We start from the raw sequence: 16,057 nt of genomic DNA on the forward strand, positions 1-16,057 counted from the left end.
GGGGCTCAGCGGGCCCCCTCCCGATCCTCAACCTCCGGAGCAGTCAGTTCCGCAGCCGAGACAGCCGGGGTCCTTCGGCAGGCGGATTGTGCGGAAGCGCAGCGCCATCAGATCGACAAGCAGCAACTTGCCCGCAATGTCCTCCCCGAACGGAGCGATCGCGCGAAGCACCTCGAGCGCGGCGAGGCTGCCGACGACGCCCGTGACGGGGCCGAGGATACCGTCCTCCGCGCAGCTCGTCTCCGCGCGCTCGGGATCCTGCCCGACAAAACACCGATAGCAGGGGCGATCGTTTTCCCAGCCGCGGTACACGCCGAGCTGCCCCTCGAATTGCCCGACCGCCGCGGACACCAGCGGGATCCGCGTGGCGAACGCGGCGTCCGCGACGACAAACCGGGTCGCGAAATTGTCGCAGCCATCGAGCACGACATCGACCCCCGCGAGCAGCACGCCGGCATTGTCGGGGTCGATCCGGAGCTGGTGCGTATCGACCGTCACGTGCGGGTTGATGCGGCGGGCGGCGATCGCCGCGGCCTCGACCTTCGCGATGCCCTGATCTTCCGTTCGGAAGATCGTCTGGCGTTGGAGGTTCGACGGCTCGACGCGATCATCGTCGATCAGCACGAGCCGCCCGACGCCCGCAGCGGCGAGATACTGGATCGCCGGCGAGCCGATCCCGCCCGCGCCGATCACGGCGACGGTCGCCGCCTTCAACCGCATCTGACCCGCGCCGCCGAACTCCTTGAGCACGATGTGCCGGGCGTAGCGCGTCAGTTCGTCATCGCCGAGCGTCACGCCTTCCACCCGAACGTCATCGTCGTGCGATACCAGATGTCGCCCGCCGCACCGCGGAGGTCGATGTTGTCGCGCGCGGCGCCAAGCAGCAGCCCCGCCGCATATTGCTCGACCGTCGGACAGTCGATCGCGCGCGGCGTCACGCGGCGTATCCGGCCGTCGGCGGTGGCGAACAGCGCGAGGTCGATCGTCAGCTGCCAGCCGTCGCGCGTGCGTGCTGCGCCCGAACACTGTCCCGAACTGACCTGGCCCGCGACGAACGCCGTCGATTCGGTCGTTGGCGTGACGGGGCGGCGAAACCGCAGCACGGGCAACGCCGACCAGTCCTGTGGCGGCAGCGGGGTCGCGGCAGGACCGGCGGGGATGACAGGAGCCGGGGCCGGCATCGGAGCCTTGTGCGGTGACGCACCCTCCTGCGCCGGGATCGCCGCCACGGGATCCCGCGGGACCGCGACCTGCGCCATTGCCGCGGACAGCGCCAAGACGGTCATGGAAAGCCCCATCATCGCCTGGTCGCCCCGCAACCCCCGGGCCCGCGCATCGCAAGGGCCGGGGCGCCTGGGGTCACCCGAGGCGGCGAGCATGCCGCGCTGGATAAACGATACATTCGCGTTCCTTTCATCGATCGCAGCCTCTGCGATCGTCCGTCTGCGGTTCAGTCGCTGCCCGAGGCCGCGGGTTGCGTGGCGGTCACGCCCGTCGAACCGAAGCCGCCGAGGCCTCGCGCCGACGACGCACTGAAGCGATCGACGATCGAGAAGGTCGGGCGGACGATCGGCAGGAAGACGAGTTGCGCGATGCGATCGCCCGGGGAAATGACGATCGGCTCGCTGCCGGGGGGTGTCCGCAGCCATGCGCTGATGAAGATCTGATCGGCGTAATCGGCATCGATCGTGCCGACCGCCTGGCCGAGCACGAGGCCCTTCTTGTGGCCGAGCCCCGACCGGGCAAGCAGGAAGGCGACCATGTCGGGCGAATTCATCAGGATGGCGATCCCCGACGGGATCAGCACCGCGGGCGCCTGCGGGTGCAACGTCATCGGCTCGGCGATGCAGGCGTGCAGATCCATCCCGGCGGACAGGTCCGTCTGATATTTGGGAAGCCCCCAGTCGTAGAGGCGGTCGTCAAGGACCCGCAATTCGAGATGGGGGTTCTTTTCGAAGGTCATGGCGTCTTCATCATCCTTTTGTGGCGCGGCGGCGCAGCGTCCCGCCAAGCGCGTATGGCCATCGGCTGGCCGAGCCGGCGCCGTGTTATCGTTAGAGTAGGGGCATAAGGCCGTCGTTCCAAGCGTGACGGCCGGGTATCGGGCATCGCCGCCCCGTCGCGTCGTTGCTCAGACCCGCGCCGCGATCCCGAAGCGGACGAGTTGGGACAGGCCGGTCGCGCCCGTCTTCTTCATCAACTGCTCGCGATACGTCTCGACGGTGCGCGGGCTGATCTCGAGCCGCGCGGCGGTCTGTTTGGCGGTCATGCCTTCGACGATATGCCGCAGCACCTGGCGTTCGCGCCGCGATAGCGAGGCGAGGCATTTCTCGATGTCGGTCGAGGAGGATATGCGCTGGCGGACCTGCTTCAACGCGTTCAGAAGCTCGTGCGGTTCGAACGGCTTTTCGAGGAAATCGGCGGCGCCCGCCTTGATCGCCGCCACCGCGAGCGGGATGTCGCCATTCCCCGTGATGAGGATGACGGGATCGGACCGGCCGAGCGACGGCAGCGCCAGCAGAAGCTCGAACCCGCTCATGCCGCCGAGCGAAATGTCGCCGAGGATGATGCCCTTCGGCAAGCCGTGGAGCGCGTCGAGGAACGCCTCGGCGCTCGCGAACGACCGGCTCTCGAGACCTTCGACGGCGAACAGCATTTCGAGCGACCGACGCATCTCGGGCTCGTCGTCGATGACGTAGATGATCCCGTCATGCGGCACCCGCCAACTCCTCGCGGCAGGACCGTCGTGGCAGCGTGAACGAGAAGCTGGCGCCGCCCCGCGGGTTCGAGGCGCCCGTGATCCGGCCGTCATGCGCCTCGACGATCGTCCTAGAAATCGCAAGGCCGACACCGAGGCCGTTGCGCTTGGTCGTCTGGAATGGGGTGAAGAGGGCGCTCTCGATCTCCGCCGCCAGGCCCGGGCCGGTATCGGACACGGTGATCGTGCAGCGTTCCTCGGGGCCGGGAAATGCGCGTAGCGTGATCGTGCGTGTCGCGCTGTCGGCAACCGCATCGGCGGCATTCGCGATGAGATTGAGCAGGACCTGCTGGATCTGCGTCGCGTCGATGAACACCTCGCCAATGTCATCATCGATCGTCACCGTCAGTTCGGCGCCCGCCTGGCGCACCGCAAAGGCGCCGAGCTTTGCCCCCTCCGTGATGATCTGCCGCGCATCGACCCATTCCGCTTGCAACGGGCCGCGCTGGACGAACCGGCGCAGGCCCTTCAGCACGTCGGCGGCACGGAATATCTGTTGCAGCGCGGAGTCGAGCGCGTCGCCGACCTCTGCGGTCATCGGGCCACGCGACGCCGTGACCTGCGCGATCTTGGCGTAGTTGGCAGCCGCCGCGAGCGGCTGGTTCACTTCATGCGCGATCGCAGAGCCGAGCTGTCCAAGAGCGGTCGCGCGTGCGAGCTGGTGGAGCTCCGCCTGCAGCAGCGCGAGCGCTTCCGCGGCGGCGATCCGGTCGGTCTCGTCGCGGATGTAGATCGTGCGCAGGTCGTCCGTCGCGGACGGCAAAGCGACGCTCGAGACCGACAGCGTCAACCGCTTTCCGTCGGCCCGTTGCACGCAGCAGGGATCGACGTCGGCATCGGACCAGCCCGGCAGCAGCGTCGCCAGTGTCAGGCGTTCGACGTCCTCGTCCCCGATCCCGAATATGTCGCGCGCACTCGTGTTGATCGCGAGGATGTTGTCGGCCGCATCGGCGATCAGCATCGCCGCGGGCGTGGTCCCGAAGATCGACTGGAGATAGTCTTCGCGCCGGCGCGACCGGCTGGCCTCGACGTCGGCGCGCTTGCGCAGCGCGGTCGTGTGCCCGCCGAACAGCGCCAGGATGAGCGAAAAGACGATGACGACCACGATATTGACCGGTGTCACGAACGGATGGTCGGGGTTGAGCATGACCGCCGCGGGGATTGCGGTGACGACAACTGCGACCGCGGTCAGCGCCCCGCCCCACGCCGCCGCCAGCGCGACCGCGACCAGCGCAAAGGCAAAGGGCAGGTCGACGCCGATCAGGTGCCGGCTGATCGTCGTCAGGAGCAGCGCGGCGCCGCCGAGCGCGACGCCATGGGCGAGCCTGCGAGGCCATTCCGTCGACGGCGCTTGCTGATCGACCTTCGCCCATAGTCGCTGCACGGCAGCCCTCTCCCCCAATTTCATCTGCACCGGTCGAGATGCCGGCTGTGCGCGTACAGAAGGAATTACTTAAGCTTAGCTGAACGGTCGGCCGCGTATATCCGTAAAGATACGGAGGCTGGCACAGCCGCCAGCCGATCGAATATCGTTCCGGGACGCGCCGCATGCGCGTCGGTGCCGAGGCAGATCGCGGCGGCGCCGGCCGGTTTGCGCCCTTGCGCCGCAGCAGCGGGGCACGTCCGACCGTTTCAGGCTGTAACACTTTGGGACAGCGTGGGTAATCCTACGGAGTTGCCCGCTTCACCGCGGTGCCGCACCGTTCGTCCCGACGATAGTTGGAGTTATCATCCCGATAATTTGATGAACATCTAGTCGCATGGGGGCACCATGAGAAACGATGCTGTTATTGAGCATGTAGTCAATACTTCGTGCACGGTTGTGGCAAGTGGATCAGAGATATTCCGGTTTGGAATATCCAACTTGCTGCGACGCGAACTTTGCATAGCGACCGTTCTGGAAGCATCCAGCTGGTGTGTTGCACAGTCTTATCTGGTGCATCGGCAGACGGCCAACCTGATCATCATCCACACCGACGTCATCAACGGCCAGTGTCATACCACGGTGCGAAACCTGCGCCTTGCCTATCCCCGCCTGCGGATCGTGTTCGTCGGACAAGGGCAGGAGCGGATGAAGATCCTCGCGCTGATCAGTGCCGGTGCGCACGCCTATGTCCTCGAATCGATGCCCATGGACGTGATCGCGAAGGCGGTGCGGATGGTCGCCGCGGGTCATGTCTACCTGCCGGACAGCGTCGCCGACCTCGCGATCCCCGAGCACGCCGACGACCGGCGCACTGGCGCACTCACGCGGCGGCAGGAGCAGGTCCTGCACCTGCTCGCCGAGGGGGCGTCGAACAAGGACATCGCGCACCGGCTCAACCTCGCGGAGGGGACGATCAAGGTGCATCTGAGCGGCCTGTTCAAGGCGCTGGGCGTGCACAGCCGGGCAGGTGCCGTCGCGTCGGTCCATGCGCGTGCCTACTGACGAACGCACAAGGCAGGGTGTCCGGCTAGACCGTTCGCCCGTGCCCGGCCGGTACGGTCTATCCACCAGACTAGGTCGACTGGCCTAATTGATCGCGCGACCAGGCACGAGGCATCAGTACGTCACCACGAGAGATCATGGACTGGCGAACATTACGTCTCAAGGGCGAAGGGCAACCGATGGAGCGTCGAGATTTCCTCAAGGTCGGGGCTGGGGCAACCACCGTCGCGCTGGCGGCGACGGCGCAGCAGCTCATCACCCCGTCGACGGAGCCGCTCGCGGTCGCGCCGCGGCCCGCGGCGCCGACGGTGACATCGTCCTCGACCGGCATGGCGGGGCTGCTCCAGCTCGTGATCGAACCCGTTGAGAAGGAGATGATCGACGGCAAGATCGTCTACATGGTGTTCTATTTCCTGACGACGGGACAGCCGCAGCCGGTGCTGCGGTACCGCGAGGGCGAGACGGTTTCGCTAAGCGTCACCAACAACGACATCGTCGCGCACGGCTTTGCGATCACCGGGATCCCGCAGGCGACGGTCGCGGCGATCCCGCCTGGCGAGACACGGCTGGTGCCGATGTTTGTCGCGCCCGTCGGTGGCTCGTATCTGTATCACGATCCGCTCGAGGCGCCGCTCAACCGCATCCTCGGGTTGCACGGCGCGTTCGTCGTCGACCCCGCGCTCGGCACGACGGCGATGGGGTCGCCGACGCCGTTCAGTCGCGCGATGCACACGCCGCAGATTGCCGCAGTCTTCGATGCGTTCGGCCGGCATCCGCGTTTCCCCGGCGACCGCTGGAACCCGCAGGATGCGGCACGCGACAAGGTCTGGGTGTTTTCGCAGACGGACTCGACGATCAATGCGCGCGCGGCATCGGGAAACCGCATTTCGGGCCAGGCGCTGGTCGACGCATTCCTGCCCGACTATTTCCACATCAACGGGCTCAGCGGCTTCGATACGGCGACCCACTCCACCACCACGAGCGCGGACCTCGCGGGTACGCAGGCGATCGAGCCGGTCGGGCGACAGGGGCAGCCGACGCTGTTGCGCGTGATGAACGCCGGGCTCTGCACGCATTCGGCGCATATCCACGGCAACCACCTGTTCGAATGCACCGAGCCCGACGCGAGCGGCGTGCCCTATTGCGAGACCAATGTTTACGAGCGCGACGTGTGGATCATGCGGCCGATGGATCGCAAGGACATGATCCTGCCGTTCGAACGCCCGCCCGACATCGCCGTCTGGCCGCCGAAGCAGGAGCCGTTCCCGCTGCGCTACGTGATGCACTGCCACACCGAGATGTCGCAGACCGCGGGCGGCGGGAACTATCCGCAGGGGCTCGTCACGCACTGGACGATGACCGGCCCGATCTACACTTTCTGACAGCGGGAACAGACCATGGGCGCGGATACCGTCAGTGCATCGGGGATCGACTGGACCAAGACCGGGGTCAAGGGGATCAGCAATTACCAGACGTTCGGCTGCAACGTCTTTCAGGAAAGTCCCCCGACGCCCGACAAGCTGTCACCCGACATCAGTTTCGTGCGGCAGGTCTCGACCAGCGGGCAGCTGATGGCGCCGGATGGTGCCAAGCTGCGCTACTGGTCGTTCGAGGACCCGGCGAGCGGCGTGAAGGCGCCGTATCCCTCTCCACTGCTGCGCGTGCGCGAGGGGCAGGTCGTCCACGTCAAACTGCTGACCGCGAAGAATGCGCATACCATCCATCACCACGGCATCGAGCCATCGACGATGAACGATGGCGTCGGTCACGTGTCGTTCGAGGTGAAGGACCAATATACCTATCAATGGAAGCCGGCGAACGCGGGCACGTTCTTCTATCATTGCCATCGCAATACGCCGCTGCATTTCGAGATGGGGCTTTTCGGCGGTCTGATTGTCGACCCGCCGGAGGGGCCTGGATATCTCTATTCCTCGAGCATGCCGAATGCCCCGAACCAGCGCTACCAGGTCGAGCGGCTCTGGGTGTGCGACGACATGGACATCCGCTGGCACAATGTGATGGGCCAGAAACACGATGCCGGCATGTGCGGCGAAAATGTCGGGATGAACCGCTTCGAGCCGCAATATTTCCTGATCAACGGCGTGTTCAACACCAAGACGATGAACGACCAGAAGGTCGCGGCGACCGCGCGGGTCGGCGACACCGTCCTGATCCGTGTCCTGAATGCGAGCTACTGCATCCTGCGCGTCACCTTCCAGGTGGCGGTGACCTGTGTGTCCTGCGACGGGCACCGGCTCGGCAAGGAAAGCTGGAATGCGCCGATCGTGTTCCCCGCCGGCACGCCGATCGAACTGACGACCGCCGGGCGGCTGGACCTTCTGTTCACGGCGACGCAGCGAGGCAGCATCGGCGCGACGATCGAGTATCTGCACTGGATCACCCGCCGCGTGCACGACAATGGCCGCGGCGTGGCCAAGACACAGATCGTCGTGTCATGACCGGCCCGTCCAACACGCGCGCGGCAACCGGTGCGACGGTGCCCGTTCCTTCCGCAAACAGGCATGCAGGCGGCATGCCGGGTGGCCATGATCACGGCGTCGTCGCGCCGGGCATCGCCCAACTGGGCGGCGCGTTCGCCTTCTCCGACACCGTGGGTCGCACGATAGCACAGGCGGATTTCCGGGGGCGCTGGACGCTGCTGTTCTTCGGCTATAGCCGGTGTCGTGCGAGCTGCCCTATTGCGATCCCCAAGATGGTGCGGACGGCGGACCTGCTGCGTCAGTCGGGTGTCGCTGCGCGCGCGATGTTCGTCGATATCGACGTGCCGCCGCTCGGCGTCATGCGGTTTCGCCGACCGGGTGCGGCCGCCGCGATGGCGGGGCATTCGGGGCATGCGCATGGTCATGGCGAACTCGACCGCGTCGCGGCGATGCGCGCGCTCGCCAAGGCCTATGACGGAAAGCTGATCGTCGCCACGGGCACGCGCGCGCAACTGTCCGCCGCGACCCGCGCCTTTGCGGTCGCCCGCGAGCATATTCCGCCGCGGCCGGGCGAGCTCGGCCACAGCATCAACCATTCGTCGCTGATCTATTTCCTCGCGCCCGACACGCGTGTCGCGGGCTATGCGATGCACGACCAGTCGGTGGCGGACATCGAGCGAACATTGCGGCAACTGGCGCGCATGACCTGACGCGCCAGCACGCCGTTTCCGCCATCGTCTCGGCCGGTCGACATCGTCACCGGATCGGGCCCCCGCCGCCGCACCTTGCCCCTCCGCGCCGGCGGCGGGGTGCGGCGGCGGCCTGCCGTCATCACGACAGCACGCATGATGCCGCAGCGGTCCCGCGGGTCGGATCGCGAGCGTGACGCTGTGCTTGGGAACGCATCCGTCGAGCGAGCGTGGACGCCGCGTTCGGCTCGCCCTGTCCGCCATGTGCCGGGTCGCCCTAATCCGTTCCGCCTAGGGCATGGCCTAGACAACAGATGGTGCGGGTACGTCCTTCATATGACTTAGCAACCCGCCATATTGATGGGAACATGCAGGCGAGCCAACAAAGGTCCTGACTTCCGATCCCGGCGTCGCAACAGTGTCGGGCAAGAAGATGGGGCCATCATCTTAGATGAGGACCCTGCCATGTCTGGTGATTTCACGGTCGATCTCGGCGATCTCAACTTCATTCTCGCGCAGATCAAGATTGCCGAACGCAATGCCGCCGGTGAATCGCTTGCCGGAATCATGGGACCACAGGGGCAGCTCATTCCGTACGGGTTGCGGACGGTGGACGGCACCTACAACAACCTGCTGCCGGGGAATGCAGTCTATGGCGCGGCCGACCAGTTGCTGCCACGGCTGACCACGCCCGTCTTTCGCAACCTCAACGACGGCGGCACCTTCACGCCCGGTCCGGGCGCACCGGCCCTGACCAACACGGATTACGGTACGCCGGGAAGCGTCGTCGATGCCGATCCGCGGCTCATCAGCAACCTGATCGTCGACATGACCAACAGCAATCCCGCGGCGATCGCCGCTTGGTATGTCAACGCGCACGCGCAATCCGCCTATGCCGACGCGCATGACGGCAACCCGCCGCCAAACGGCTATGTCCCGACTGACGAGGAACTGTCGCTCATCCCCAACCTGTCGCCGGACATCGGCCTGTCGCCGTCATTCAACGCGTGGATGACGTTCTTCGGGCAGTTTTTCGATCATGGGCTCGATCTGATCACCAAGGGGGGCAACGGCACGGTCTTCATTCCGCTCCAGCCCGATGATCCGCTGTACGTCCCCGGCGGCCCGAACTTCATGCCGCTGACGCGCTCGACGCAGTATGACGCCAACGGCAACCAGGTCGTCGGCGGGACCGAGACGGTCAACACCACCACGCCGTTCATCGACCAGAACCAGACCTACACCTCGCACGCGTCGCACCAGGTGTTCCTGCGCGAGTACAGGTTCTCGGTCGATTCCGACGGCGACGGCGTCAAGGATTCGCGGGCCGTCGCGACCGGTCGCCTGCTCGACGGCGCGATCGGCGGCATGGCGACCTGGGGCGACACGAAGGCGCAGGCGCTGTCGATGCTCGGCATCAGGCTCGACGACTACGACGTCCTCAACGTGCCGCTGCTGCTGACCGACGCGTACGGGAAGTTCATCCCGGGCGCGAACGGCTATGCGCAGATCATGCTCAAGGACGGGACGCTGCTCGAAGGCACCGCAGAGGGTGTCGCGATCCCGGCCAATGCGTATTTCACGGGTCACGCCTTCCTCAACGACATCGCGCATCATGCCGAGCCGGTGCTCCTCGATCTCGACCACAACCCGGCGACAGACCCGGTGCGGCAGATCGCGGACACGGATCTGCTCGACTTTAATGGCGACGGCGTCTCGGACGAGGCCGATCTGGTGGCGGGTGCCGCGTTCATCGTCGATGCGAACGAGGACCGCGAGATCACGGTTGCCGATCTCGCCGACGTCAACCTCGACGGGAGGATCGACGCCAGCGATCTCGTCGCGGACGACAATAATCCGCTGACCTACGACAACGAGATGCTCGACGCGCATTTCGTGACCGGCGACGGGCGCGGCAACGAGAATATCGGGCTGACCGCGGTCCACACCATTTTCCATGCCGAGCACAACCGCGTGGTCGAGGCCGACAAGGACACGATCATCGCATCGGGCGATCTCGCGATCGTCAACGAGTGGCTGTTGCCCACCACGGGCACCACGCGCGACGCGATCACGCAGGAGGAGCTCGATGCGATCAATGCGCTGACCGGGAGCGTCAGGGTGGCGGCGATCGACGCGCTGAACTGGGACGGCGAACGGCTGTTCCAGGCTGGGCGGTTCAGCACCGAAATGCAGTATCAGCATCTGGTCTTCGAGGAATTCGCGCGCAAGATCCAGCCGAACATCGACCCGTTCGTGTTCAGCAACTCGGCCAATATCGACCCTGCGATCACGGCGGAATTCGCGCACGCGGTGTACCGGTTCGGCCATTCGATGCTGACCGACACGATCGAGGTTTCCGATCCGACGCTGACCACCGAGTCGCTGACGCTGGTGGAGGCGTTCCTCAACCCGCAGGCGTTCACCGCCGCGAGCCTCGACGGCACGACGGGCCTGTACGATGCGGGGACCGCGGCGGGCGATATCATTCGCGGCATGACGCGTGTCGAGGGCAACGAGATCGACGAGTTCGTCGTCGACTCGCTGCGCAACTTCCTCGTCGGACTGCCGCTCGACCTCGCGGCGCTCAACATCGCCCGCGGTCGCGACGCGGGTGTCGCGGCGTTCAACGTCGTGCGCGCGCAGCTCTATGCCGCGACCAACGACGCGCAGCTCAAGCCCTATACGAGCTGGCTCGACTTTGCGCAGAACATCAAGAACCCGGTTTCGATCGTCAATTTCATCGCCGCCTATGGGACGCACCCGCTGATCACCGGGGAGCTGACGCTCGAGGGCAAACGCGCTGCGGCGACTTTGTTGGTCATGGGCGGCGCCGATATGCTCGTCCATGCGAACGCGGCGATGGGCGTCGCGGAGCACACGATCCATGCACCGACGGACCGGCTCGACTTCCTGCAGAGCAAGGGCAGCTGGGCGCCGAACAACGTCGGCGGCGTGAACACGCATGAGAGCGGTCTGAACCTCGTCGACCTGTGGATCGGCGGCCTGGCCGAGGAGAAGATGGAATTCGGCGGCATGCTGGGTTCGACCTTCAACTATGTGTTCGAACACCAGATGGAGGACCTGCAGAACGGGGACCGGATGTATTATCTGAGCCGTACGCAGGGGCTCAACATGCTCAACGAGCTGGAGAAGAATACCTTTTCCGATCTCGTGATGCGCAATACCAATCTCGGCGATCTTCACTCGACGCACGTTGCCGGAGCGCTCTTCGACACAGCCGACTATACGCTCGAGCTCGATCCGCTGACGCGGCAGATCACCAACCTCGACGAGGATGGCAACTTCCTCGCCGGGGGCACCTTCGATCCGCAATGGTCGAACGCATTCCTGCAGGCGATCGACCCCAAGGTGGTGCGTATCGCTCCCGGTGCGGACGTCGACGGCGACGGCTTCGGCGATGGCGGGCTGCTCAAGTACAGCGGTGGCGAGCATGTCACGCTCGGCGGCACCGAGGGCAACGACTTCCTGTATGGCGACAAGGGTATCGACACGCTGTGGGGCGACGGCGGCGACGATTATCTCAACCCCGGGATGGAATCGGACGAAGTCTTCGGCGGCGACGGCGACGACATCATCGAGGATCCGTTCGGCGATGATTTCCTGCGTGGCGGCGAGGGCAATGACGTGGTCAGCGCGGGCCCAGGGCTCGACATCATGTTCGGCGGGGGCGGCAACGACTTCATGGTCGGCGGGACCGACGCCAAGGAGATGTTCGCCGGACGCGGCAACGACTTCCTGCTTGGCGGGAGCGGCAGCGACAATCTGATGGGCAACGAGGGCGATGACTGGCTCGAGGGAGGCGACGGTCTCGACAGCCTGACGGGCGAGAATTCGAACCTGTTCTTCAACAGCCCGATCATCGGCCACGACATCATGGACGGTCAGGGCAACGATACCGACTATGACGGCGAGACCGGCGACGACATCATGGTCCAGGGCGCCGGCATCCAGCGCAACAACGGCATGGCGGGGTTCGACTGGTCGATCCACCAGGGGGATGTCAGCAACGCGAATTCCGATCTCGGGCTGAGCGCGGCGGTCAACCAGCAGGCGTTCACGCTGCGCGATCGCAACGACCTGGTCGAGGCGCTGTCGGGCTGGAAGCACGACGATATCCTGACCGGCCGGCAGATCCCGCTCGGGCTGGTCGGTACGGGGGCGAATTTCTCCGATCTGCTCGGCGACACCAATCCGCGGATCCTCGGCAATGATCTGTACGAGGACGGCGTCCGCCGGATCGACGGGCTGCGCGAGCTGCTCGACTTCAAGACCTGGGATGCCAGCAATCTCGATGCACTGGTGATCGACGGCGACACGACCGACGACCTGTTGATCGGCGGTGGCGGCAGCGACGTCATCAAGGGCCGCGCCGGCAACGACATCATCGACGGCGATGCGTATATGCACGTCTTTATCAGCGTGCGGGAAAACAAGGACGGAACCGGTGCCGAGCTGTTCCGCGCCGACTCGCTGACCCAAGTCCAGGCACGGCTGCTCGATCGTACGATCAACCCCGGCCAGCTCGTCGCCTCGCGCGAGATCGTCTACCGCGAGACCGTCAACGGCTACGCGATCGGCGCGGCGACGGTGACCGAGGGGATGGACACCGCGGTCTATATCGGCAACCGGTCCGATTTCACGATCACCTTCCGCCCCGACGGACGCGTCAATCTCGTCGACAATATCGGCGACGAAGGCGACGACATGCTGCGCAACATCGAGCATATCCAGTTTGCCGACGGCATCCTCGAGATCAACCGCAAGCACCTCGGCACCTTCGCGATCGACCAGACGACGCCGAAGGTCGGCCAGACGCTCGCGGTGACGACCGGGTCGTTCGTCGATTACGACGGGACGACGACATTCTCGCGCCAGTGGCAGCATCTGGTCGAGGGCGTGTGGACCGACATCCCGGGCGCGACGGGGGATAGCTACCAGGTCACCGTCGACTATGTCGGCGAGGCATTGCGGGTCGCGACGAGCTACACCGACAATCGCGGGTTCAGCTCAAGCGGCACCAACCAGTCCGAGGGGGTGGTCTATTCCGATCCGACCGTGCCCGTTGCGGTCCCGGATGATGCCATTGTCGGCGACGGCGCTGCGAATACGCTGACGGGTACGGCCGGCGCCGATTTCATGCTCGGGCTCGGCGGTGACGACGTGCTGTTCGGGCTTGGCGGCAACGACCGCCTGTTGGGGGGGGCAGGCAACGATTTGCTCGATGGCGGCACGGGCGCCGACGCGATGTCCGGCGGCGTTGGCGACGATACCTATGTCGTCGACGATGCCGGCGACGGTGTCTCGGAAGGCGCCGCGAGCGGCACCGACACGGTGGAAAGCAGCATCAGCTACACGCTGGGGTCGGAGGTCGAGAATCTGCTTCTGACCGACGTGGCGGCGATCGACGCGACGGGCAACGGCGCGGACAATGTCCTGACCGGCAATGCTGCGGCCAACAGGATCGCCGGTCTGGCCGGCGACGACCAGCTGTTCGGGATGGACGGTGCCGACACGCTGAGCGGCGGCGCGGGGGCAGACCTGCTCGACGGCGGAACGGGCGCCGACACGATGGCCGGCGGCCTGGGGGATGACATCTACGTCGTCGACAGTGGCGGCGACGGGGTCGACGAAACGGGCGGCGATGGCATCGACAGCGTGCGCAGCAGCATCACCTACACGCTGGCGGCCGCGCTCGAAAACCTGTCCCTCATCGGTGGCGGTGCAATCAACGGCACCGGCAACGCGGGCGCGAACATCCTGACGGGCAATGACGCGGCGAACGTGCTGTCTGGCCTGGGGGGCAACGACACGCTGGTCGGCGGCGGCGGCAACGATACGCTCGACGGTGGAGCTGGAGCGGACGCCATGTCGGGCGGCCTCGGCAACGACAGCTATGTCGTCGACACTATCGGCGACGTCGTCGATGAAATCGGCGGCGACGGAATCGATATCGTCAGCAGCAGCGTGACCTTCACGCTGGCGGACGGCGTCGACAACCTCACGCTGACGGGCACGACGGCGATCAACGGCACCGGCAATGCCGATCGCAACACGCTGACCGGCAATGTCGCCGCCAACATCCTCTCGGGTCTCGCCGGTGACGATATCCTGTCGGGGCTTGGCGGCAACGACCGGCTGATCGGCGGCGAGGGGGCGGACAGCCTCGACGGCGGTACGGGTGTCGACGTCATGCTCGGCGGTCTGGGCGATGATACGTACGCCGTCGACAACGCTGGCGACGTGGTCGACGAGACGGGCGGTGACGGCGTCGATCTCGTCAGGAGCAGCGTGACCTTCACGCTGGGCACCAACGTCGAAAACCTGACGTTGCTCACCGGCGCGACCAGCGGAACCGGCAACGCCGCGGCCAATGTCGTGACGGGCAATGCGAGTGCCAACACGCTGACCGGCCTGGCTGGAAACGACACGCTGATCGGTCTCGGCGGCAATGATCGCCTCGTCGGCGGAGAGGGGGCGGATCTGCTCGATGGCGGTACGGGCACCGACACCATGTTGGGTGGGCTGGGCGACGACACCTATGTCGTCGACAGCAGCACTGACGTGGTCGACGAGACGGGCGGCGATGGCGTCGATACGGTGAACAGCAGCGTCGCCCGCACGCTTGCGGCAGGCCTGGAGCGGCTCACGCTGACGGGTACGGCGGCGATCAACGGGCGGGGCAATGCGGCCGCCAACATCCTCACGGGCAATGCTGCCGCGAACAGCCTGTTCGGCATGGACGGCGACGATCAGCTCGTCGCTGGTGCGGGTGCCGACACGCTCGACGGCGGCACCGGCGCGGACGTGATGGCCGGCGGCCTTGGCAACGACACGTACCTCGTCGACAATGTCGGCGACGTCGTCGACGAGACCGGCGGCGATGGTGTCGATACCGTCAACAGCAGCGTGACCTTCACGTTGGCGGCGGGGGTCGAGCGCCTGACGCTGACCGGTGTGGCGGCGGTCGATGCCACGGGTAACGCCGACGCCAACATCCTGACCGGGAACGCCGCTGCAAACACGCTCTCCGGTCTCGATGGCTCCGACATATTGCGTGGCGCAGACGGTGCCGACCATCTGCTCGGTGGCGCTGGCGACGACACGCTCGATGGCGGAGCGGGCGTAGACGTGATGTCGGGCGGTCTGGGGAACGATCTCTATATCGTCAACACGGCGGCAGACGTTGTCGACGAGGCCGGCGGGGACGGCGTCGATAGCGTCAGCAGCAGCGTGACCTTCACGCTGGGGACGGATGTCGAGAACCTCACGCTGACGGGTACGGTCGCGATCAACGGATCGGGCAACGGCGCCAACAACAGCCTTTCCGGCAATTCGGCGATCAACATCCTGTCCGGCTTCGAGGGCGACGACTTGCTGCAGGGCTTTGGAGGCAATGACCAGCTGCTGGGCGGCGGCGGTAACGACCGGCTGATCGGCGGAACGGGGAATGACCGTCTCACGGGCGGCGCCGGCACCGATGCCTTCGTGTTCGGCACCGGGCAGGGCAACGATGTCGTGGTCGATTTCGACTTCGACGCGGCGGGTGGGCAGGACCTGCTCGATATCTCGGGGTTCGGGGTCAATGCCGGAAACTTCGGTGCGCAGGTGCTCGTCTCGCAGGTCGGCGCCAATACCGTCATCGCGATCGGCACGCAGACGATCACGCTCGCCGGTGTCAGCGCCGTGACGATCGACCACACCGACTTCGGTCTCTGAG

10 protein-coding genes are annotated in these 16,057 nt (G+C 65.9%); 5 read left to right on the top strand and 5 right to left on the bottom strand.

The window, feature by feature from the left end; all coding sequences use genetic code 11:
• Positions 1-27: 27 nt before the first annotated feature.
• The 5 genes from AC0CH3_RS02910 to AC0CH3_RS02930 all read right to left on the bottom strand — a co-directional run bounded on the left by AC0CH3_RS02910 (position 28) and on the right by AC0CH3_RS02930 (position 4,142).
• A complete protein-coding gene (locus AC0CH3_RS02910) occupies positions 28-795 on the bottom strand; it encodes a HesA/MoeB/ThiF family protein (RefSeq protein WP_354301831.1) in 768 nt (255 codons plus the stop codon).
• Positions 792-1,286, bottom strand: coding sequence for a hypothetical protein (locus AC0CH3_RS02915; protein ID WP_354301833.1), 495 nt, complete (start codon positions 1,284-1,286; stop codon positions 792-794). Before AC0CH3_RS02915 ends, AC0CH3_RS02910 begins: the two co-directional genes overlap by 4 nt.
• 164 nt (positions 1,287-1,450) lie before the next feature.
• Positions 1,451-1,963 (bottom strand): dUTP diphosphatase, encoded by a 513-nt coding sequence (gene dut / locus AC0CH3_RS02920; protein WP_354301835.1) that lies wholly within the window; start codon positions 1,961-1,963, stop codon positions 1,451-1,453.
• A 168-nt stretch (positions 1,964-2,131) separates the two neighbouring features.
• Complete coding sequence (locus tag AC0CH3_RS02925) at positions 2,132-2,719, bottom strand: response regulator transcription factor (protein WP_465237550.1); 588 nt, start codon at positions 2,717-2,719, stop codon at positions 2,132-2,134.
• Positions 2,709-4,142 carry a PAS domain-containing sensor histidine kinase gene (locus tag AC0CH3_RS02930; RefSeq protein ID WP_465237551.1) on the bottom strand — a complete coding sequence of 478 codons (1,434 nt, stop codon included), beginning with the start codon at positions 4,140-4,142 and terminating at the stop codon, positions 2,709-2,711. Before AC0CH3_RS02930 ends, AC0CH3_RS02925 begins: the two co-directional genes overlap by 11 nt.
• A 552-nt stretch (positions 4,143-4,694) precedes the next feature.
• On the opposite strand from AC0CH3_RS02930, the gene AC0CH3_RS02935 reads away from it, so the two are divergent.
• From AC0CH3_RS02935 to AC0CH3_RS02955, 5 genes are all read left to right on the top strand, one after another.
• Positions 4,695-5,186 carry a response regulator transcription factor gene (locus tag AC0CH3_RS02935; protein WP_354301841.1) on the top strand — a complete coding sequence of 164 codons (492 nt, stop codon included), beginning with the start codon at positions 4,695-4,697 and terminating at the stop codon, positions 5,184-5,186.
• Positions 5,187-5,365: 179 nt separating this feature from the next.
• On the top strand, positions 5,366-6,568 hold the full coding sequence (locus AC0CH3_RS02940) for a multicopper oxidase domain-containing protein (RefSeq protein WP_465237552.1): 1,203 nt from the start codon (positions 5,366-5,368) through the stop codon (positions 6,566-6,568).
• A gap of 15 nt (positions 6,569-6,583) precedes the next feature.
• Positions 6,584-7,645 (top strand): multicopper oxidase domain-containing protein, encoded by a 1,062-nt coding sequence (locus AC0CH3_RS02945; RefSeq protein WP_354301842.1) that lies wholly within the window; start codon positions 6,584-6,586, stop codon positions 7,643-7,645.
• Positions 7,642-8,337, top strand: a complete 696-nt coding sequence (locus AC0CH3_RS02950) for an SCO family protein (protein WP_354301844.1) — start codon at positions 7,642-7,644, stop codon at positions 8,335-8,337. The genes AC0CH3_RS02945 and AC0CH3_RS02950 overlap by 4 nt, the downstream gene beginning before the upstream one ends.
• Before the next feature lie 444 nt (positions 8,338-8,781).
• A complete protein-coding gene (locus tag AC0CH3_RS02955) occupies positions 8,782-16,056 on the top strand; it encodes a peroxidase family protein (protein ID WP_354301846.1) in 7,275 nt (2,424 codons plus the stop codon).
• Position 16,057: the final 1 nt, after the last annotated feature.

The organism is Sphingomonas sp. AC449, from assembly GCF_979253475.1.